Below are 16564 nucleotides of genomic sequence, written 5' to 3' on the forward strand. Positions count from 1 at the left end.
CGGCTCTTCTGCAAGCATCGCGAGGAAGCGCGAGCGGTTTACTTGACCGTGGTATCGGCGCCCAGCTGATCCAGCACGAACGCGTAGTACTCCGACATTTCCTGGTAGCGGCGGAAGCGGCCGGACTTGCCGCCGTGGCCGGCTTCCATGTTGGTGCGGAACAGCACCGGCAGCTTGCCGGTGTTGACGTCGCGCAGGCGGGCGACGTACTTGGCCGGTTCCCAGTACTGCACCTGCGAGTCCCACAGGCCGGTGCCGACGAAGATTGCCGGGTAGGCGTGCGACTTGAGGTTGTCGTACGGCGAGTAGGTGACGATGTAGTCGTAGAACTCCTTCTTCTCCGGATTGCCCCACTCGTCGTACTCGTTGGTGGTGAGCGGGATGGTCGGATCCAGCATGGTCGTCACCACGTCCACGAACGGTACCTGCGAGACGATCGCGCGGTACTTGTCCGGCGCCAGGTTGGTGATCGCGCCCATCAGCAGGCCGCCGGCGCTGCCGCCCATCGCGGCGACGCGATCCTTGCCCGCGTAGCCCTGCTTGACCAGCGCGTCGGTGACGTCGACGAAGTCGGTGAAGGTGTTCTTCTTGTGGAGCAGCTTGCCGTTGTCGTACCACGCACGACCCATTTCCTGGCCGCCGCGGATGTGGGCGATGGCGTAGACCATGCCGCGATCCAGCAGGCTGACCACCGGACCGCTGAAACCCGGATCCATGGACGCGCCATAGCTGCCGTAGCCGTACTGCAGCAGGGCGGCGGTGCCGTCCTTCTTGAAGCCGTTCCTGTAGACCAGCGACACCGGCACCCTGGTACCGTCGCGGGCTTCGACCCACACGCGCTCGGTGGTGTACTTCGATGTGTCGTAGCCGATCACCGGCTGCTGCTTGAGCTGGCGACGCTCGCCGGTCTTCGTGTTCAGTTCATAGGTCGTGGCCGGCGTGGTCATCGACGTGTAGCTGTAACGCAGCCAGTCGGTGTCGTGCTCGGAATTGACGTCCAGGCCCATGGAATACGCCGGCTCGTCGGCCTTCACGTATTCCTCCTTGCCGTCGGCGCGCAGCAGGCGGATCCGCTCCAGGCCCTCGGAGCGCTCGCTGATGGCGGTGAAGCCGTCGAACAGTTCGAAGCCTTCGATGTAGACCTTGTCGCTGTGCGGCACCCAGTCCTTCCACTGCTCGCGGGAGGTGGCGCCGTCAGGCGCGGTCATGATCTTGAAGTTCTGCGCCTTCCAGTTGGTGCGGATGACCCAGCGGCCGTCCAGGTGATCGGCGCTGTATTCGACGTCGCGCTCGCGCGGAGCCAGCACGGTGAACTCGGCCGGATTGGCGGCCGGCGCGCAGCGCGATTCGGAGGACACCGTGCTTTCCACGCCGATGCAGATGAACTTGTCGTCGCGGGTGCGGCCGATGCCCATGTAGAAGCTGTCGTCCTTTTCCTCGTAGACCAGCACGTCCTGCGAGGCCGGCGTGCCGAGCACGTGCTTCTTCACCCGCACCGTCAGCAGGGTCTCGGGATCGTTCTCGATGTAGAACAGGGTCTTGTTGTCGTCGGCCCAGACCAGGTTGGGCGAGACGCCGGTGATCTGATCCGGATACAACTCGCCGGTGGTCAGGTTCTTGAACTTGATGACGTACTGGCGGCGACCCACCGCGTCCTCGGCGTAGGCGAGAATGCCGTTGTCCTGGGTGACCTCGTAGTCGCCGACGCTGTAATAGCCCTTGCCTTCGGCCAGCGCGTTGATGTCCAGCAGCACTTCTTCGGCCGCTTCCATGCTGCCCTTGCGGCGGGCGTGGACGGGATAGTCCTTGCCGGTCTCGAAACGGGTGTAGTACCAGTAGCCGCGCTCACGGTACGGCACGCTGCTGTCGTCCTGCTTGATGCGGCCGACGATCTCCTTGTAGAGCGCGTCCTGCAGCGGCTTGAGCGGCGCCATCAGTGCGTCCGCGTAGGCGTTCTCGGCCTTGAGGTAGGCGAGCATGTCGGGGTTCTTGCGATCGTCGTCGCGCAGCCAGTAGTACTCGTCGTTGCGCTCGGCGCCGAACGGCGCCTTGACCACGTGCGGCTTCTTGGCGGCATCGGGCGGCGTGAGATCGGCGGCGGCGGAAGCAAAGGGGGCGGTCATCAGGACGGTCGCGAACAGGAAGGAAGTCGGTTTCATGGATGGGGTCCGTTCCAGCGGGATGCAATGGGTGGGAGGTCGGGGCTGGCGGGCTTGCCCCCATCCGCCCTTCGGGCCCCTTCCCCCGCACGCGGGGGAAGGGAGCTGTCCAGCCTTCCCCGCGAACGGGAAAGGGAGTTCTCCAGCCTTCCCGTCAACGGGGAAGGAAACTGCGGCTTTCCCCTGCGAAGGGGAAAGCATTCACGCACTTGCGCTTACTTGGTCAGCTGCTGCCACAGGAACGTGTAGGCCAGCGCGCTCATGTGCGCGGCCTGGGCGTTGTTGGCCGCGCCGCCATGGCCGCCTTCGATGTTCTCGTAGTAGCGCACGTCCTTGTTGGCTTCCAGCATCTTGGCCATCATCTTGCGCGCGTGGCCCGGGTGGACGCGGTCGTCGCGCGTGGACGTGGTGAACAGCGTCGCCGGATAGGTCTTCGCCGGATCGAACAGGTGGTACGGCGAGAAGGTCTTGATGTAGTCCCAGTCGGCCGTGTCCGGGTTGCCGTATTCGGCCATCCACGACGCGCCGGCCAGCAGGTGGCTGTAGCGCTTCATGTCGAGCAGCGGCACCTGCACCACGACCGCGCCGAACAGTTCCGGGTACTGGGTCAGCATGTTGCCCATCAACAGGCCACCGTTGCTGCCGCCCTGGGTGCCCAGGCGCTTGGCGGTGGTGATCTTGCGCGCGACCAGATCCTGCGCGACCGCGGCGAAGTCCTCGTAGGCCTTGTGGCGATTGGCCTTCAGCGCGGCCTGGTGCCAGCGCGGGCCATACTCGCCGCCGCCACGGATGTTGGCGACCACGTACACGCCGCCCTTTTCCAGCCAGCCCTTGCCGACTCCGCCGGAGTAGGCGGGCGTCAGCGAAACCTCGAAGCCGCCATAGCCGTACAGCAGGGTCGGCGTGCTGCCGTCCAGCTTCAGGTCCTTCGGGCGCACCACGAAGTACGGCACCTTGGTGCCGTCCTTGGAGGTGGCGAAGTGCTGCTCGATGACATCCTTCGAACCATCGAAGAACGCAGGCATCGTCTTCAGCTGTTCCGGCTGCTTGCCGATGTCGGCGAGCGACAGCGTGGTCGGGGTCAGGTAGTCGGTGGCGGTCAGCCAGACCGCATCGCTTTCGTCCGCGTCGACCGCGCTGACACCGAGGGTGCCGAACGCCGGGGCGCCGGTGAACTCGCTCTTGTTCCAGCCGCCTTCGCCGGGCGTCAGCACGCTGAGCTTGTTCTTGACGTCTTCCAGGACGTTGAGCACCAGGTGGTGGCGGGTGAAGGTGAAGCTGGCCAGCGAGGTGCGATCGGTCGGCTCGAACAGCACGTCGAACTCGCGCTTGCCGGCCATGAAATCATCGAGTCTGGCGACCAGCAGCGAACCGGCCTTGTAGGTCTTGCCACCGGCGGTCCACGGTTCGCGCAGTTCCAGGGTCAGCCATTCGCGGAACGCGCCCTTGTTGACCGAGTTGGGCACGTCGATCTTGACCAGCTTGCCGTCGGCGCCGCGCAGGAACAGTTCGTCGTTGTAGAACGCCAGCGTGCGGCTGACGAAATCGCGCTGGAAGCCCGGGGTGTCGTCATGGAAAGCGGCGATGTACATGTCATCCGGCTTGCCTTCGTAGACGACGGTGGCGGCCGAAAGTGGCGTGCCGCGCTTCCATTCCTTGACGATGCGCGGGTAACCGGAAGTGGTCATGCTGCCGTCGCCGAAGTCGGTGAAGACATAGACCGTGTCCGCATCCTTCCAGCCCAGGCCGCCCTTGGCCTCCGGACGGTAGAAGCCGTCCTTGAGGAAGGTCTTGGTGGTCAGGTCGAATTCGCGGGTCTCGTCGGCGTCGGCGCCGCCGCGCGAGAGCGCGATCAGGCAGCGGGTGTAGTCCGGCTTGCGGCAGTCGGCGCCATGCCAGACCCAGTTCTTGCCCTCGACCTTGTTCAGCGCATCCAGATCCAGCACGGTTTCCCACTGCGGCTGCGGCTTGCGGTACTCCTCCAGCGTGGTGCGGCGCCACAGGCCGCGCTCGTGCTGCTTGTCCTTCCAGAAGTTGTAGTAGTACGCGCCGATTTTCTGTACACCCGGAATCTTGGCGTCCGAGTCAAGAATGGCCAGGATGCTGGCCTCCAGTTCCTTGAAGGCGGGGGTGGAAGCGATTTCAGCCTCCGCCTTGGCGTTCTGCGCCCGCACCCAATCCAGCTGTTTCTGGCCTTCCACCTCTTCCAGCCATGCGTAGGGGTCGTTGGCCACGGCGTTCTGTTCCTGGGCGTGGCCGCTCACGGCGGCGGCGGCGAGGCCTGCCGCCAGGCAGGCATGGACAAGCTTGGACATGAAGGAAACTCCGGATTGCGAAGACAATTCCTTCACGCTAGCACAAGTCCGTGGCCCTCCTCCCCTGTCGAACGTCAGTGCGGCAGGGCCCGCGGGGGACGGCTCAGGCCGCCCGCCACTGGGGGCCGCGCGGCGTCCCCGCGCGCCGACGCGCCTGCGCGTGGCGATGGCGGCGCCCGCTGCCGGCGCGGCGATCCGGCCATTGCGGCAGGCGGAAGCGGTGCAGCGCCCACCAGGCGGCCAACGGCATCCCGACCAGCCACAAGGGCGCCCAGCCCAGCCACGGAATCTCTCCCCGCGCCAGCGGGAACAGCAGGACCAGCGCCAGTCCCGTCGCGACCACGCGGCGCAGCACGCGTTCGAGTTGCGGATCCGGCCCGCGCGCGGCGGTGGCTTCGGGGGAAACGGAATGGGCAAAGTCGCGCATGGCATGAACTCCGATGGACAGGACTCCAGACTGCCGCGCGCTCTTCTCACGGATTGCGACGCCATGCGCCGGCCGGAGATTCTCGCCTTCATGCCGATATGCGATATTCGTGTCGCCCGCCGCTTCGGCGACGGGTTGCAACGAATTACCACCCAGGAGTCCTGCATGTCCCCATCGCTGTGCCGTCTTCGCGCCGTCCTGACGTGCGCCCTGATTGCCGCGGTGACCGCGTGTGCCAGCCAGGGCGAGCCCCGGTCGATGGGCCTGGAGACGACGGCACAGGCGGCGGACATCGATCTGCCGCGCTTCATGGGAACCTGGTACGTGACCGCGCACATTCCCTATTTCGCCGAGCGCGGCCACGTGACCGGCCGCTACGAGTACACCGCCCGCGAAGGTGACCGCATCGCGGTGCGCTATCTCCACCGCGAAGGCTTCAGTGAACCTGAACAGGTCCGCGAGGCACGCGCGTCGGTGAAGGGCGGCAGCGGCAACCGCGATTGGACCCTGTGGTTCGTCGGCGTGGTGCCGGCCAAATTCCATATCCTGGAAGTGGCCCCGGACTATTCCTGGGCGCTGATCAGCTATCCCGAACGCGATCTCGGCTGGATCTTCTCGCGTTCGCCGGAGATGGACGATGCGCTCTACCAGCAGCTCATCCGCAAGATGCGCGACTACGGCGTCAACGCGCGCCAACTGGTCCGCGAACCGCAGGCCCCGGCCCAGGTTGGCAAGCCCGGTTTCGCGGATCCCAAGAATCCCTGATTCGGGATTCGGGATGACCGGCCGTGCGGCCGTTGAAAAAAGCCGGGATTCGGGAATCAAGCTCCGCTTCGCCCCCCTTTGCAAAAGGGGGATTGAGGGGGATTTGCTTTCAGCGCCAAGAGCCGGCGCCTCTCAACCGCCGGATGGCGGGTCAATCCCCCCGTCGCCTTCGGCGCCTGCCCCCTTTTTTGCGCTCCTCAACAGCCGAAGGCTGGTCAAGGGCCGCGAGAGTTCGACATCTTTCCGACAAGGGGATACCGCGGCGGGTATCCATGGCGCGGAGCCTGCTCCGCCAACCGAAACGGCCGCCGCTCAGCGCTTCCCGTAATTGGACAGCGCCAGTTCCAGCAACGACTTGGCCTGCTCGCGCAGCACCGACGGCTCGATGATTTCCGCGTCGGCGCCGTAGTGCAGGATGTCCATCAGCAGTTCGCGCGAAACGCTGTAGGGCACCTTCAGTTCATAGCGGCCATCCGACAGCAGGCGGCCCTGCTGTTTGGAGTGCCACTGTTCGTCGGCGACCCAGCGCGCGGCCTTGGGGCTGAACATGATCGTCGCCCAGCCCTTGGGCTCGCCGGAGAAGATGCCGTAGCTGGAGGCCAGATGCTGGTTGAGATCGTCGTTGGACAGGTCCCGCGCCGCGTCCTCCAGCAGGCGCGCGCCGCCAATGCGATCCACGGCGAAGCTGCGCAGCGCCTTGCGCTCGTGATCCCAGGCATCCAGGTACCAATTGTCGCGGTAGTGGGTGATGCGCTGCGGCGACACCGCGCGGCGGGTGCGCTCGTCGGTCGAGCGGGCGCGGTACTCGAACGCCAGCTGTTTGCGCTCCAGCACCGCGGAAGCCACCGTGCGGAAGCTGGCTTCATCCAGCCGGCGCCCGCGGTGCGGAATCACCCGGACGCGATCCACGGGCCATTGCGAAACACCCGCGTGATCGGCCAGCAGACCCTCGATGCGTTTCTGCAGAGGCGCCAACGCGCCCGACAGCACGCCGCCGCCGGTGCGTACCAGCAATTGCTGCGCCGCCAGCAGGGCATAGAGTTCTTCCGAGCTCAGCCACAGGCCGGGCAACTCGAAACGCTCGCCTTCGGCCGCCTCGTAGCGGAAGCCGGCTTCGCCGTCGCCTTCGATGGGCGCCATCAGTGCATCGCGCAGGTAGGCCAGGTCCCGATAGACGGTGGCGCGCGAGCAGCCGAGTTCCTCCTGCAGGCGCTTGACCGTCACCGGATAGCGCGATGCCTTCAGGATGCGATGCAGGGCGGTGATGCGTTCGATCTTGTCCATGCCATGATTATGGCCGAGCCGTGGCCGTTTTCGCCGTCCGGTTCGCGTTGGCACCAGTACGGGACCCGGCCGCTTGGGCCCGTGCGGTGCCAGGGGCCCGGGGCGTGGATGCGCCGCCCGGACTCCCCCAACGCACGGACCCAAGCGGCCACTGTTTCCGTACCCTGGAGCCCGCCATGTTCCCCCGCCGCGTGTCGCCATCCCGCCTGCCCGGATTCCTTCCCTGCCTGCTGCTGGCGACGACCACCCTGATGGCCTGCTCGCGGCCGCCGGAACCGGCCGCGACCGGAGCCCCCGCGCCCGCCGCCAGTGGCGCGCCCGCACCCGCGGCTCCGGCGGTCGATGCCCTGGCCGAGGTCACCGCCTCGATGGAGCGGTTCCTGGCCGCGCGCAGCTTCCATGCGGTGATGACCGTGGAAGGCAGCCAACCGATGCAGAACGAGATGGACTTCGTCGCGCCGGATCGCTACCGGATGATCATGCCGGTCGGCACCCAGGTGATCATCGGCGACACCATGTACATGGAGATGCACGGGCGGCAGACGAAAGTGCCGATCCCGGAAGGCACCGTCAGCCAATGGCGGGACCCGATGAAGATCCGCGAAAACCGCAGCGGCATGTCGGCAGAGTTCCTGGGCGAGGAAAACGTGGCCGGCCAGCGCGCGCGCCGCTACCGGGTGCGCCACACCCAGCCCGAGCCCGGCGAGTTCCTGTACTGGATTGATCGCGAAGGCCGGCCGCTGCAGTTGCAGCACAGCGGCGAGACCGCCAGCGGGCCCTACACCATGACCCTGGCGTATTCGCGCTTCGACGATCCCGCCATCGCCATCGACACGCCCTAGCCGGTCGCGGCCGGCGCGGCGGCCGCGTGGTCGCGCTGCGCCAGATACTTGCCGAAGGCATAGCCGGAACCGGCGATGGCGCATGCCAGCGCCACCATCAGCAGACCCATGAGGATTTTCCTTGGCATGGTGGATACCTCGTGTCCCGGGAAAAGGAGCGTGTTGCCCGCATGTTGTCGTGATGGCGCGAGCGCGGGGAACAGCCGGAAGTCACGCGGGGAGCATGCTCACGCCCGCACCCGACGCCTGTTCAACCCGCGCATGGCCATGGTCCGGGCCGGAACGGGGAACGACGCGGTTGTCCGGACGCATCAAGCACCGCGGCGGCGGCGGCGGGCCGGGAGCCGGACCAGAACGTGGAAACGTGAAACGCACCTGATCCGCAAAGGCGATGACGCCACAAATGTGAATGAAAGCATGGCAGAATCGGTCACGAATCTGAATCCAAACAATCACTTGCCTTGAGGCAGGATGTCTGGATTGTTACCATGTAACCGTTTTCGACGTTCACACGGCGATGACGCCGGAAGCGCGTCCCACGCCCTCGCCGAGGCCCTCCATGCCCCGTCCCAACCTGCTCGCCCTGTCCCTTTCCCTGCTGTGCCTGGCCGGCGCGCCGCTCGCGCATGCGCAGGACAACAATCTGAAGGTGGGCGCCACGGCCCCCAGCGCCAAGGCCAAGGCCGGCGGCGCGATGACCCAGAAGGAATCCCTCGCGCTCAGCCACAAGGGACCGCCGCTGCCGATGCCGCCGCCGCGTCCGGACACCGGCGCACCCGCCGAACCCCTGCAACCCAGCTCGCCCTGGAGCGGCGGCGGCGAGCTCGGCTTCGCCTCGGCCCATGGCAACAGCAGCACCGAAAGCCTCAATGCGCGCCTGGATCTGAACTACGCCGATGGCGGCGCCTGGAAATACAGCGGCAGCCTGTCCGGCCTGCGCGCCAGCTCCGAATACAAGTCGACCCAACCCGATGGTTCGGTCAAGCGCGATCGCCGCACCACCGCCAACCGCTACACCCTCACCGGCAACGGCGCCTACCGCACCGACTCGCGCGGCACGGTCAACACTTCGCTGCGCCACGAGGAAGACGACTTCGGTACGTTCAGCCGACAGACCTCGGTCAGCGTCAGCTACGGCAACCGCGTGGTCGATGGTGACCGCACCCAGCTGGATCTGCAGGTGGGCCCGGGCTTCCGCCGCGCCTACGACACCCTGGAGGAGCGCAACGAATCCAGCGTGATCGGACGCGGCCTGGTGGATCTGCGGGTGTCGCTGAGCGAGAACACCGAACTGGTCAACAAGCTGCTGGTGGAATCAGGCGAGTACAACACGTTCGCCCAGAACGATCTGGGCCTGTCGGTGACGATGAATTCGCACCTGGCGCTGAAGGCCGGCTGGCAGGCCCGCCACAACAGCGACGCCGCCGAGAACCTCAAGCGCACCGACACCCTGACCACCATGAACGTGGTCTACAAGTTCAAGTAGAGCGGAGCTTGCTCCGCTGATCGGCTTGGAATTTGCTCCATCGATCAGCTCGGAATCCGCACGGCTGCCCGCGACGGCAACGGGTTCTTCTTCTTTTCCGCGGCCGTTCTGATCGGCACGACACGCAACGGCCCGCCTCCCCTCCTGAATGCTTCTCACCAGCCGAACGGCGGGCTCGAAGGAAACCGGGGGCTCGCTTTTCAGGCCAGCGCGGCATCCAGCAGATCACCGGCGCCACCCGCCAGCAATTGCGCAGCAACCGCCTTGCCCAGATCTTCCGGAGACCGCGACGCGCCGATACCGTCGGCACGCACCGCGCGGCCATCTTCCGCCGATCCCACCAGACCATGCAGTTGCAGTTCGGCGCCATCGGCCGAGAGCGTCGCAAACGCCGCCACCGGCACATGGCAGCTGCCATGCAGCGCACGGTTCATGGCCCGCTCGGCTTCCACGCAGCAACGGGTGTCGGCGTCGTCCAGCGCGGCGAACAACGCCATCGTCGCCGCGTCGTCGGCGCGGCATTCCACCGCCACCGCGCCCTGCGCCGGCGCCGGCAACCATTCCGGCGGCAGCAGCCGCGCGCGGATGCGCGCGTCGAATCCCAACCGCTGCAGGCCCGCGCAGGCCAGCACGATGGCGTCGTATTCACCGGCATCCAGTTTCGCCAGCCGGGTGTTGACGTTGCCGCGCAGGTCGCGCAATTGCAGATCCGGCCGGCGTGCGCGCAGCTGCGCCTGCCGGCGCAGCGACGATGTGCCGACGATCGCGCCCTGCGGCAATGCGTCCAGGTGCTCGTAGCGGTTGGACACGAAGGCATCGGCGGCATCGGCACGCGCCAGGATCGCGGCCAGCGCGAACGGTGGCTCCAGATCCATCGGCACATCCTTCAGCGAGTGCACCGCGCAGTCGGCCTCGTCACGCAGCATCGCCACTTCCAGTTCCTTCAGGAACAGGCCCTTGCCGCCGATGGCGGCCAGCGAGCGATCCAGCACTTCGTCGCCGCGGGTGCTCATCGGCACCAGCTCCACCTCCAGGTCCGGGTGGGCGGCACGCAGGCGTTCGGCGACGTGTTCGCTCTGCCAGAGGGCGAGCGGGCTCTTGCGGGTGGCGATGCGGAGTTTCATCCGCGCATTATCCCGCACCTCGCGCTGGCGGGCACGGGCCGGGACGGCGTCAGAGGTGGCGGACGGTCTCGCGCAGGCCCGCCACGCAGCGGCGGCTGACCTCCAGCGGGGCCTTGCCGTGGCGCAGGATGGCCTGCACGTGCCCGTCGCCGACGCGCTTGAGCTCCACCAGTTCGTGCCGGGCCACCAGGCAATTGCGGTGGATGCGCACGAAGCGATCGCCGAATTCCTCTTCCAGCGATTTCAACGACTCCTCGATCAGGTCCTCGCCACGGGCGTGATGGACCACCACGTACTTCTCCTCGGCCTGGAGATAGTGGACTTCCTCGATCGGAATCAGCCGCAGGCTGCCGCGCATGCGCGCGCACAGGTGGGTGCGGACCTGGGCGGACGGCCCGGGTTCCTGGCCGTTGCCATTGGCGCGACCGGCAATGAACATGCGGGCGCGATCCAGCGCCGCGGCCAGTCGCTCGGCGCGGATCGGCTTCATCAGGTAATCGATGGCCGCCGCCTCGAAGGCGGACAATGCATGGGCATCGTAGGCGGTGCAGAACACCACCGCCGGGCGTGGATCGAATGCCGCCAGGTGGCGCGCGGTTTCAAGGCCATCGACGCCGGGCATGGCGATGTCCAGCAGCACCACGTCCGGCTTGTGTTCGGCGCAGGCCTGCAGCGCGCCCACCCCGTTCTCGGCCTCGGCCACCACTTCCACGCCGGGTTGTTCAGCCAGCAGCGCGCGCAGGCGCTCGCGGGCCAGCGGTTCGTCGTCGGCAATGACTACCTTCACGGCACGAGGATCCTCTCGTTCGAACGCCAGGGACGTCTCCGCCGATGGTAGCCCCCGTCGTTGCGGACGTCATCCATGGCGGAAAATCGTGGTTTCTTCCGGCTACAACGCAAAAACCCGCGACATCCAGTCACCGAGATCGCGGATTTCCTCCGCACAGACCTGGTGGGCCATCGGATAGCGATGCCATTCCACCGTGAATCCCATGGCCTGCAGGGCCTGCGCGCTGCGTTCGGCGTGGACCAGCGGAATGACCGGGTCCCCGATGCCGTGCGCCATGAATACCGGTTGGCGTGTCGCGGCCGCGTCGAGATGACGCTGCGCGCCCTCGGCGCCGGGCAGGTAGGTCGAAAGGGCGATCACGCCGGCGAGCGGGACGCTGCGGCGCAGCGCGGCGGACAGCGCGATCGCGCCGCCCTGCGAAAATCCGGCCAGCAGCAGGCGTTCCGGGGCGATGCCGCGAGCGAGTTCGCGCGCGATCAGCGCTTCGACCTGGATCAACGACGCCTCGATGCCCTCGGCCTCGGCACGGGTGGCGAAGTCCATGCCGACGATGTCGTACCAGGCGCGCATGCGCACGCCGTTGTTGATGGTCACCGCGCGCACCGGCGCATGCGGAAACACGAAGCGCAGCGCGGGCCAGTCCGGCCGCACCAGTTCGGGCACGATCGGCGCGAAATCATGGCCATCGGCACCCAGGCCATGCAGCCACAACACGGACCAGGCCGGCGCGGCGCCGGTTTCCTGTTCCACGGTTTCCAGCAGTTCGGTGGCGGTATCGTTCATCCCGCCATTGTCGCCGCAGCGACCGGGCGGTGCCAGCGGCCGTTATTGCGGTGGCAGCCGGAACCGCACCGTGCGTTGCCACGCCTGCGGGCGGCCGGTGGCCTCGAAGCGCCAGCGCGCGGCGACCGCCATGGCGGCGGCGTCGAACACGCCCTGCGGTTGCGCCGAGGTCAGCCGCACATCGCCGACACTGCCGTCGGGACGGATCACGAACGCCAGTTCCACCTCGCCCTCCACCCGGTTGCGCAAGGCCGGCAACGGATAGCGCGGTTGTGCGTCCTGCAGCAGGCGCGGCGTGGATACCGTGGCGGCCGCGCGCACCGGTGCGGGTGGCGGTGGAGAAGCCGTCGCCGTCGATGCGGGGACCACCACCGCGTCGTTCGACCTGGCCGTTTCCCGCGCGGATGCCGGCGATGCGGCCGCGGGGGTTTCGAGCGGCATCGCGCCGGGCATCGGCGCGGCTACCGGCGCGATCGTGGACACCGCCGGTTGCGTTGCCGGAAGGGGGGTGCGTGAATCCGGCGCCGACACGCCGGCGATTGCCTGCGGCGCCTGCGTCGATGGCGCCTGCGGCAGTCCGGCCAGGCCGGCCTGCAGGCGTGGCAGGGCGGGCGCCTGCGGATCCAGCCGACGCAGCAGTTCGAACAGCCGCGCGGCCTCCGCGCCATCGCCGCGTTCCAGTGCCTGCTCGGTCGCGATCAGCAGATAGGGCTGGAGCTCGGTCAGCGCCGAACGGATGGCGGCATCATCCGCACGGCGCGCACGTGCGGCCAGGTAGAACTCCACCGCGTTGTCCCCCGCCGGCGCGTACAGCCGATGCGCCTGCAGGGCCTGCGCGGCCAGGCGCATCAGTTCGCTGTTGTCGATGACGCCGTCCGGCGACACCGGCGGTGCCGGCGACATGGAAGCGGAGGCGGAAGCCGTCGCCCGCTCCGCCGCGGGCGGTGCGGGCTGGCAAGCGCCGAGCGCCAGCAGAACGGGAAGGACAAGGATCCGGTAACCGCGTGATTTCATCGTAAGACTGCCCCCTGAGCGGGCGGCAGAGTACGCGGCGCGGATGACGGAACCGCGTCAACGCGGTGACCCGCGCGTTTTGCCGACGCGGACCGGGAATCAGAGATCGAAGGCGAGCAGATCCCGTCCGGTGGCGGCGCGGACAACGCGCTGGTAGACACCCGTGCCGCCGCCGCCGTTGGTCATCACCACCAGTCCGCGACGACGCTGCGGATCGCCCACCGTGAAGGTCTTGTAGCGACCTGCGTTGGCGCCGCCGTGGAAGAACCAGCGCGTCTGTCCGTCGATGCTCTCCAGATTCCAGCCCAGCCCCTTGTCGAGCCAGCCCGCGCGCAACGGCATCTGCGGCGTGAGCATCGCCCGGCGGGTGGCCTCGGTGATCTCCCAGGAGCGGCGCGACGCACGCGGCATGACATGGGCGATGAAGCGCGCGTAGTCCTGCACCGGCCCGCGCAGGCTGGCGGCGGAATTGGCCAGCAGATCGCCCGGCCACACGAACATGCCTTCGGGCGCCGACGCCCGCGCCTTGGGCAGCGCGCGCACCGCGTCGTCCCAGGTCCATTCGCGCAGCGGCTTGCCCCCCGCTTCGGCGAGGGGCTGCAGCAGCGACCATTGGCGATGGAAGGTCTGCACGGTCGGCGTGGTGTCCGGCGCGGGCTGGCCAATCACCGAGTGCCGCGCCGCATGCGCGTTCCAGACATAGGTGCTGGCGCGCATGCCGGCCGGCTCGAACAGATGCCGCCTGGCCAGTTGATCCAGGCTTTCGCCGGTGACGGTTTCCGCCACCCGCTGCAGCCAGAAGAAGGCTTCACCCGAGTAATTCACGCCCTGTCCCGGTTCGGCGAGGGTGCGCAGTGGTTCGCGATCCGGATGCTCGCGCCAGTTCGGCAGACCGCTGCTGTGGCGCAGGACATCGCGCACGGTGATCCGGTCCAGGCGTGGATCGTCCTTGGCCAGATAGTCCGGACGATGGTAGTGCGCCAGGGTCTGGTCGAGCTGCAAGGTGCCCGCATCGATCAATTGCAGGACCACGTAGGCGAACACCGGTTTGCTCAGCGAGGCGCATTCGAACACGCTGTCCGCGTCCACCGCCGCGCCACTGGCCGTGTCGGCGATGCCGAAGGCGCGATGCCACGCCACTTCGCCGTCCTCGACCACGGCGATGCCGAGGCCAGGCACGCCGAAGGCGCGCATCCATTCCGGCAGGTCGGCGAGGAACGCATCGGAGGGAATCCACGGATGGTCGTAACGCGATGGATCGGCCGCGCGCAGCGGCAAGGGACGCAGCGCCGCGATCGCCATGCCGGCGGAAGCGGCTCCCAGAAAAGTACGCCGGCCGATCATTCCGGCAGGACCCTCGTGCATGTGCGCCGCTCCCCGTGGTCAACGGACCGATTGGATATCAGTCCGCGCCGCCGGGCAAGCCGGCTCAATGCCGGGGTGGCGCGCCGGATGCCACCGGCGCGCCGAGCGCGCGCAGTTGGTCGACCGCATTGCGGTTGCCGGGATCGCGATCCAGCGAGAGGCGGTAGTTGCGGATCGCCGCCTCGCGGTCGCCGCTGATCGCATACGCTTCGGCCAGCGAATCGAAGGTGTTGCCGCTGCGCGGATACAGCTCCGTATTGAGCTTCAGCACCGCCAGGCCCTCTTTCACCTGACCGTCCTGCACCAGCCGATAGCCCCAGCCATTGAGATCGTCCTCGCGCAGTTCGTAGGTCGGATCCTCGCGCTTGAGGTCGGCGACCACCGCCACGCCCTGATCCCAGCCACGCGCGATCAGCCCGCCGCGCAGCGCCTTGATCCGGCGCGGCAGCCCGCCCCCGTTCTGTGCGCTCAGGTCAGGCACGTAGAAGCCGGCGATTTCGTCAATGAATTCCTCCGGATTGGCGCCCGCCAGGTTGGTCAGCACCACCACCGCCAGGTGATCCTGCGGATACACGAAGAATGCGGAACGGCGGCCGCCGATCCCCGCCACGGCCGGATGATCCTCGCGATCGATCCGTGGCCAGCCGGCCGCCCAGGGTGTGGCCCCGCCGTCATTGAACCGGCCTGGCGCCCACAGCTCGCGCAAACTGTCGCGATCGAGCAGGCGGCCATCCTGCAGGGCGATCAACCAGTTCGCGACTTCGGTGGCGGTGGTGTTGATGCCCGCGCCGGTGCGCAGCATGCGCGGGAACTCGTCGAACGCATGTTCGAGCGTACCCGGGCTGATTCCGGTGGCGCCGCCCGGATAGCGATACGGCTGCGCGCGGTGCGCGGTGACGTCGCGTGAATCGCCGAATCCCGCGTGGACCATGCCCGCCGGTGCGAACTGACGCTCGGCGATGAAGCGGGTGAACGGCATGCCGCCGAGCGAATCGATGATCCGTCCCAGCAACACGTAGTTGGTCTGGTTGTAGCGGTACGCCGTGCCGGTGGGGAAATCCATCGGCAGGGTCTTCACGGTTTCCCATGCCGCGTCCTCGCCGCCATCGCCGACCAGTGCGCCGGTGCCCTGCGCGCGTGGCGGCACCAGGATGTCGGGCAGGCCGGAGGTGTGGTTGAGCAGTTGGCGGACGGTGATCGCCTGCCAGGCCGGCGGCAGGCCATCCAGGTAGCGCGACACCGGCGCGTCCAGCGACAACTTGCCCGCCTGCGCCAGCTGCAGGATCGCCACGCCGGTGAACGTCTTGGTCGCCGAGTTGATCGAGAACACGGTGTCCGGGGTCACCGCGATGTCGTCCTGCAGGTTGGCCTTGCCGTAGCTGGCGGAAAACACGACGTGGCCATCGCGGACAACCGCGACCTGCATGCCGGGGATGCGCCTGCGCGCCATCTTGTCGCGCAGGTAGTCTTCCAGCCCGGCGGGCGCCGCCACCTTCGCTGCGGACGTTGGCTTCACGGAAGAACTGGCGGAGCCGGAACCACTCGAAGGTACGAGGGCGGTGGACGACAACTGCCACAGGCTCATCCATGCGGCGAACAGCAACGGCAAGGTTCTCATGCGTATCCCGACCCTGGTGGCGCCCCCTTTCCGTCGGGCAGCATCCGGTTTCGATGCCAGCCGTGGCGGAAAGGTTGAAACGGCGCGGAGAGAAAACAGGCCGGCCTGTCCGGGCCGACCCGCCTCCCTCCTTGATGCGGGAAATGCCGGAAGCGTCGCAGCGGATCAGGTCGCCAGCACGCGCCGTCCCGCTTCGGTCACCCAGCGCCGCACCTGATCGGTGGAGGAATGGCCGAGCCGGAACACCGACACCGCTTCCTCCAGGCCCTGCGACTGCCGACGCAGGTCGCCCGCGGTCGCGGCGACCTCCTCGACCACGGCGGCGTTCTGCTGGGTGGTCTCGTCCATCTGGGTGATGGTCTGGTTGACCTGCTCGATGCCGGCGGACTGCTCCTGCGAGGCGGCGGCGATTTCGGCCATGATGTCGGTGACCCGCTGGACCGAGGCGACAATCTCGCCCATGGTCGCGCCGGCCTGGTTGACCAGCGCCGAGCCGGTGGACACCTGGTCCACCGAGGCTTCAATCAGGCCCTTGATTTCCTTGGCCGCGTTGGCGCTGCGCTGGGCCAGCGTGCGCACCTCGGAGGCCACC

The 16564-nt window shown here is 67.6% G+C and carries 14 protein-coding genes; 3 read left to right on the forward strand and 11 right to left on the reverse strand.

Features of this window, described 5'->3' with window-relative positions; all coding sequences use genetic code 11:
- Nucleotides 1-38: 38 nt before the first annotated feature.
- The 3 genes from AC3DEZ_RS20080 to AC3DEZ_RS20090 form a co-directional block, all read right to left on the reverse strand.
- The gene (locus AC3DEZ_RS20080) at nucleotides 39-2159 is read right to left on the reverse strand and encodes a S9 family peptidase (protein ID WP_488389783.1); all 2121 of its coding nucleotides are present in this window, start codon (nucleotides 2157-2159) and stop codon (nucleotides 39-41) included.
- 215 nt (nucleotides 2160-2374) lie between these two features.
- Nucleotides 2375-4474: a prolyl oligopeptidase family serine peptidase gene (locus tag AC3DEZ_RS20085; RefSeq protein WP_488389784.1), complete on the reverse strand. Its 2100-nt coding sequence runs from the start codon at nucleotides 4472-4474 to the stop codon at nucleotides 2375-2377.
- Between the two features lie 103 nt (nucleotides 4475-4577).
- Nucleotides 4578-4901 carry a hypothetical protein gene (locus AC3DEZ_RS20090; RefSeq protein ID WP_488389785.1) on the reverse strand — a complete coding sequence of 108 codons (324 nt, stop codon included), beginning with the start codon at nucleotides 4899-4901 and terminating at the stop codon, nucleotides 4578-4580.
- Between the two features lie 165 nt (nucleotides 4902-5066).
- Here AC3DEZ_RS20090 and AC3DEZ_RS20095 point away from each other — a divergent pair, with 165 nt between their 5' ends.
- Nucleotides 5067-5666 (forward strand): lipocalin family protein, encoded by a 600-nt coding sequence (locus AC3DEZ_RS20095; RefSeq protein WP_488389786.1) that lies wholly within the window; start codon nucleotides 5067-5069, stop codon nucleotides 5664-5666.
- 312 nt (nucleotides 5667-5978) lie between these two features.
- Here AC3DEZ_RS20095 and AC3DEZ_RS20100 read toward each other — a convergent pair whose 3' ends face one another.
- Complete coding sequence (locus tag AC3DEZ_RS20100; RefSeq protein ID WP_488389787.1) at nucleotides 5979-6950, reverse strand: helix-turn-helix transcriptional regulator; 972 nt, start codon at nucleotides 6948-6950, stop codon at nucleotides 5979-5981.
- 176 nt (nucleotides 6951-7126) lie between these two features.
- Between AC3DEZ_RS20100 and AC3DEZ_RS20105 the strand changes: the two genes are divergently transcribed.
- Nucleotides 7127-7792 carry a hypothetical protein gene (locus tag AC3DEZ_RS20105; protein WP_488389788.1) on the forward strand — a complete coding sequence of 222 codons (666 nt, stop codon included), beginning with the start codon at nucleotides 7127-7129 and terminating at the stop codon, nucleotides 7790-7792.
- 745 nt (nucleotides 7793-8537) lie between these two features.
- Nucleotides 8538-9278, forward strand: coding sequence for a DUF481 domain-containing protein (locus AC3DEZ_RS20110; protein WP_447105172.1), 741 nt, complete (start codon nucleotides 8538-8540; stop codon nucleotides 9276-9278).
- A gap of 200 nt (nucleotides 9279-9478) precedes the next feature.
- Here the strand turns inward: AC3DEZ_RS20110 and hemC are convergent, their stop codons facing one another.
- The 7 genes from hemC to AC3DEZ_RS20145 form a co-directional block, all read right to left on the reverse strand.
- Nucleotides 9479-10402, reverse strand: coding sequence for a hydroxymethylbilane synthase (gene hemC / locus AC3DEZ_RS20115; protein ID WP_488389789.1), 924 nt, complete (start codon nucleotides 10400-10402; stop codon nucleotides 9479-9481).
- 49 nt (nucleotides 10403-10451) lie between these two features.
- Entirely contained in the window at nucleotides 10452-11189 is a 738-nt protein-coding gene (locus AC3DEZ_RS20120) for a LytR/AlgR family response regulator transcription factor (RefSeq protein WP_447103645.1), read from the reverse strand.
- 102 nt (nucleotides 11190-11291) lie between these two features.
- Nucleotides 11292-11975 (reverse strand): alpha/beta hydrolase, encoded by a 684-nt coding sequence (locus AC3DEZ_RS20125; protein ID WP_488389790.1) that lies wholly within the window; start codon nucleotides 11973-11975, stop codon nucleotides 11292-11294.
- A gap of 42 nt (nucleotides 11976-12017) precedes the next feature.
- Nucleotides 12018-12878 carry an energy transducer TonB gene (locus AC3DEZ_RS20130; protein WP_488389791.1) on the reverse strand — a complete coding sequence of 287 codons (861 nt, stop codon included), beginning with the start codon at nucleotides 12876-12878 and terminating at the stop codon, nucleotides 12018-12020.
- Between the two features lie 210 nt (nucleotides 12879-13088).
- Entirely contained in the window at nucleotides 13089-14354 is a 1266-nt protein-coding gene (locus AC3DEZ_RS20135; RefSeq protein WP_488389792.1) for a serine hydrolase domain-containing protein, read from the reverse strand.
- Between the two features lie 64 nt (nucleotides 14355-14418).
- Nucleotides 14419-15972: a serine hydrolase gene (locus tag AC3DEZ_RS20140; RefSeq protein WP_488389793.1), complete on the reverse strand. Its 1554-nt coding sequence runs from the start codon at nucleotides 15970-15972 to the stop codon at nucleotides 14419-14421.
- Nucleotides 15973-16137: 165 nt separating this feature from the next.
- The coding region (locus AC3DEZ_RS20145) for a methyl-accepting chemotaxis protein (protein WP_488389794.1) at nucleotides 16138-16564 on the reverse strand (427 nt) is incomplete at its 5' end.

The organism is Pseudoxanthomonas sp. 134C1 (genome assembly GCF_057773065.1).

Excerpts from the sequence above, each read along its gene's own strand:
- AC3DEZ_RS20080 (WP_488389783.1), bottom strand. The coding sequence starts at position 2,159 with ATGAAACCGACTTCCTTCCTGTTCGCGACCGTCCTGATGACCGCCCCC.
- AC3DEZ_RS20085 (WP_488389784.1), bottom strand. The coding sequence starts at position 4,474 with ATGTCCAAGCTTGTCCATGCCTGCCTGGCGGCAGGCCTCGCCGCCGCC.
- AC3DEZ_RS20090 (WP_488389785.1), bottom strand. The coding sequence starts at position 4,901 with ATGCGCGACTTTGCCCATTCCGTTTCCCCCGAAGCCACCGCCGCGCGC.
- AC3DEZ_RS20095 (WP_488389786.1), top strand. The coding sequence starts at position 5,067 with ATGTCCCCATCGCTGTGCCGTCTTCGCGCCGTCCTGACGTGCGCCCTG.
- AC3DEZ_RS20100 (WP_488389787.1), bottom strand. The coding sequence starts at position 6,950 with ATGGACAAGATCGAACGCATCACCGCCCTGCATCGCATCCTGAAGGCA.
- AC3DEZ_RS20105 (WP_488389788.1), top strand. The coding sequence starts at position 7,127 with ATGTTCCCCCGCCGCGTGTCGCCATCCCGCCTGCCCGGATTCCTTCCC.
- AC3DEZ_RS20110 (WP_447105172.1), top strand. The coding sequence starts at position 8,538 with ATGCCGCCGCCGCGTCCGGACACCGGCGCACCCGCCGAACCCCTGCAA.
- hemC (WP_488389789.1), bottom strand. The coding sequence starts at position 10,402 with ATGAAACTCCGCATCGCCACCCGCAAGAGCCCGCTCGCCCTCTGGCAG.
- AC3DEZ_RS20125 (WP_488389790.1), bottom strand. The coding sequence starts at position 11,975 with ATGAACGATACCGCCACCGAACTGCTGGAAACCGTGGAACAGGAAACC.
- AC3DEZ_RS20130 (WP_488389791.1), bottom strand. The coding sequence starts at position 12,878 with ATGTCGCCGGCACCGCCGGTGTCGCCGGACGGCGTCATCGACAACAGC.
- AC3DEZ_RS20135 (WP_488389792.1), bottom strand. The coding sequence starts at position 14,354 with ATGCACGAGGGTCCTGCCGGAATGATCGGCCGGCGTACTTTTCTGGGA.
- AC3DEZ_RS20140 (WP_488389793.1), bottom strand. The coding sequence starts at position 15,972 with ATGAGAACCTTGCCGTTGCTGTTCGCCGCATGGATGAGCCTGTGGCAG.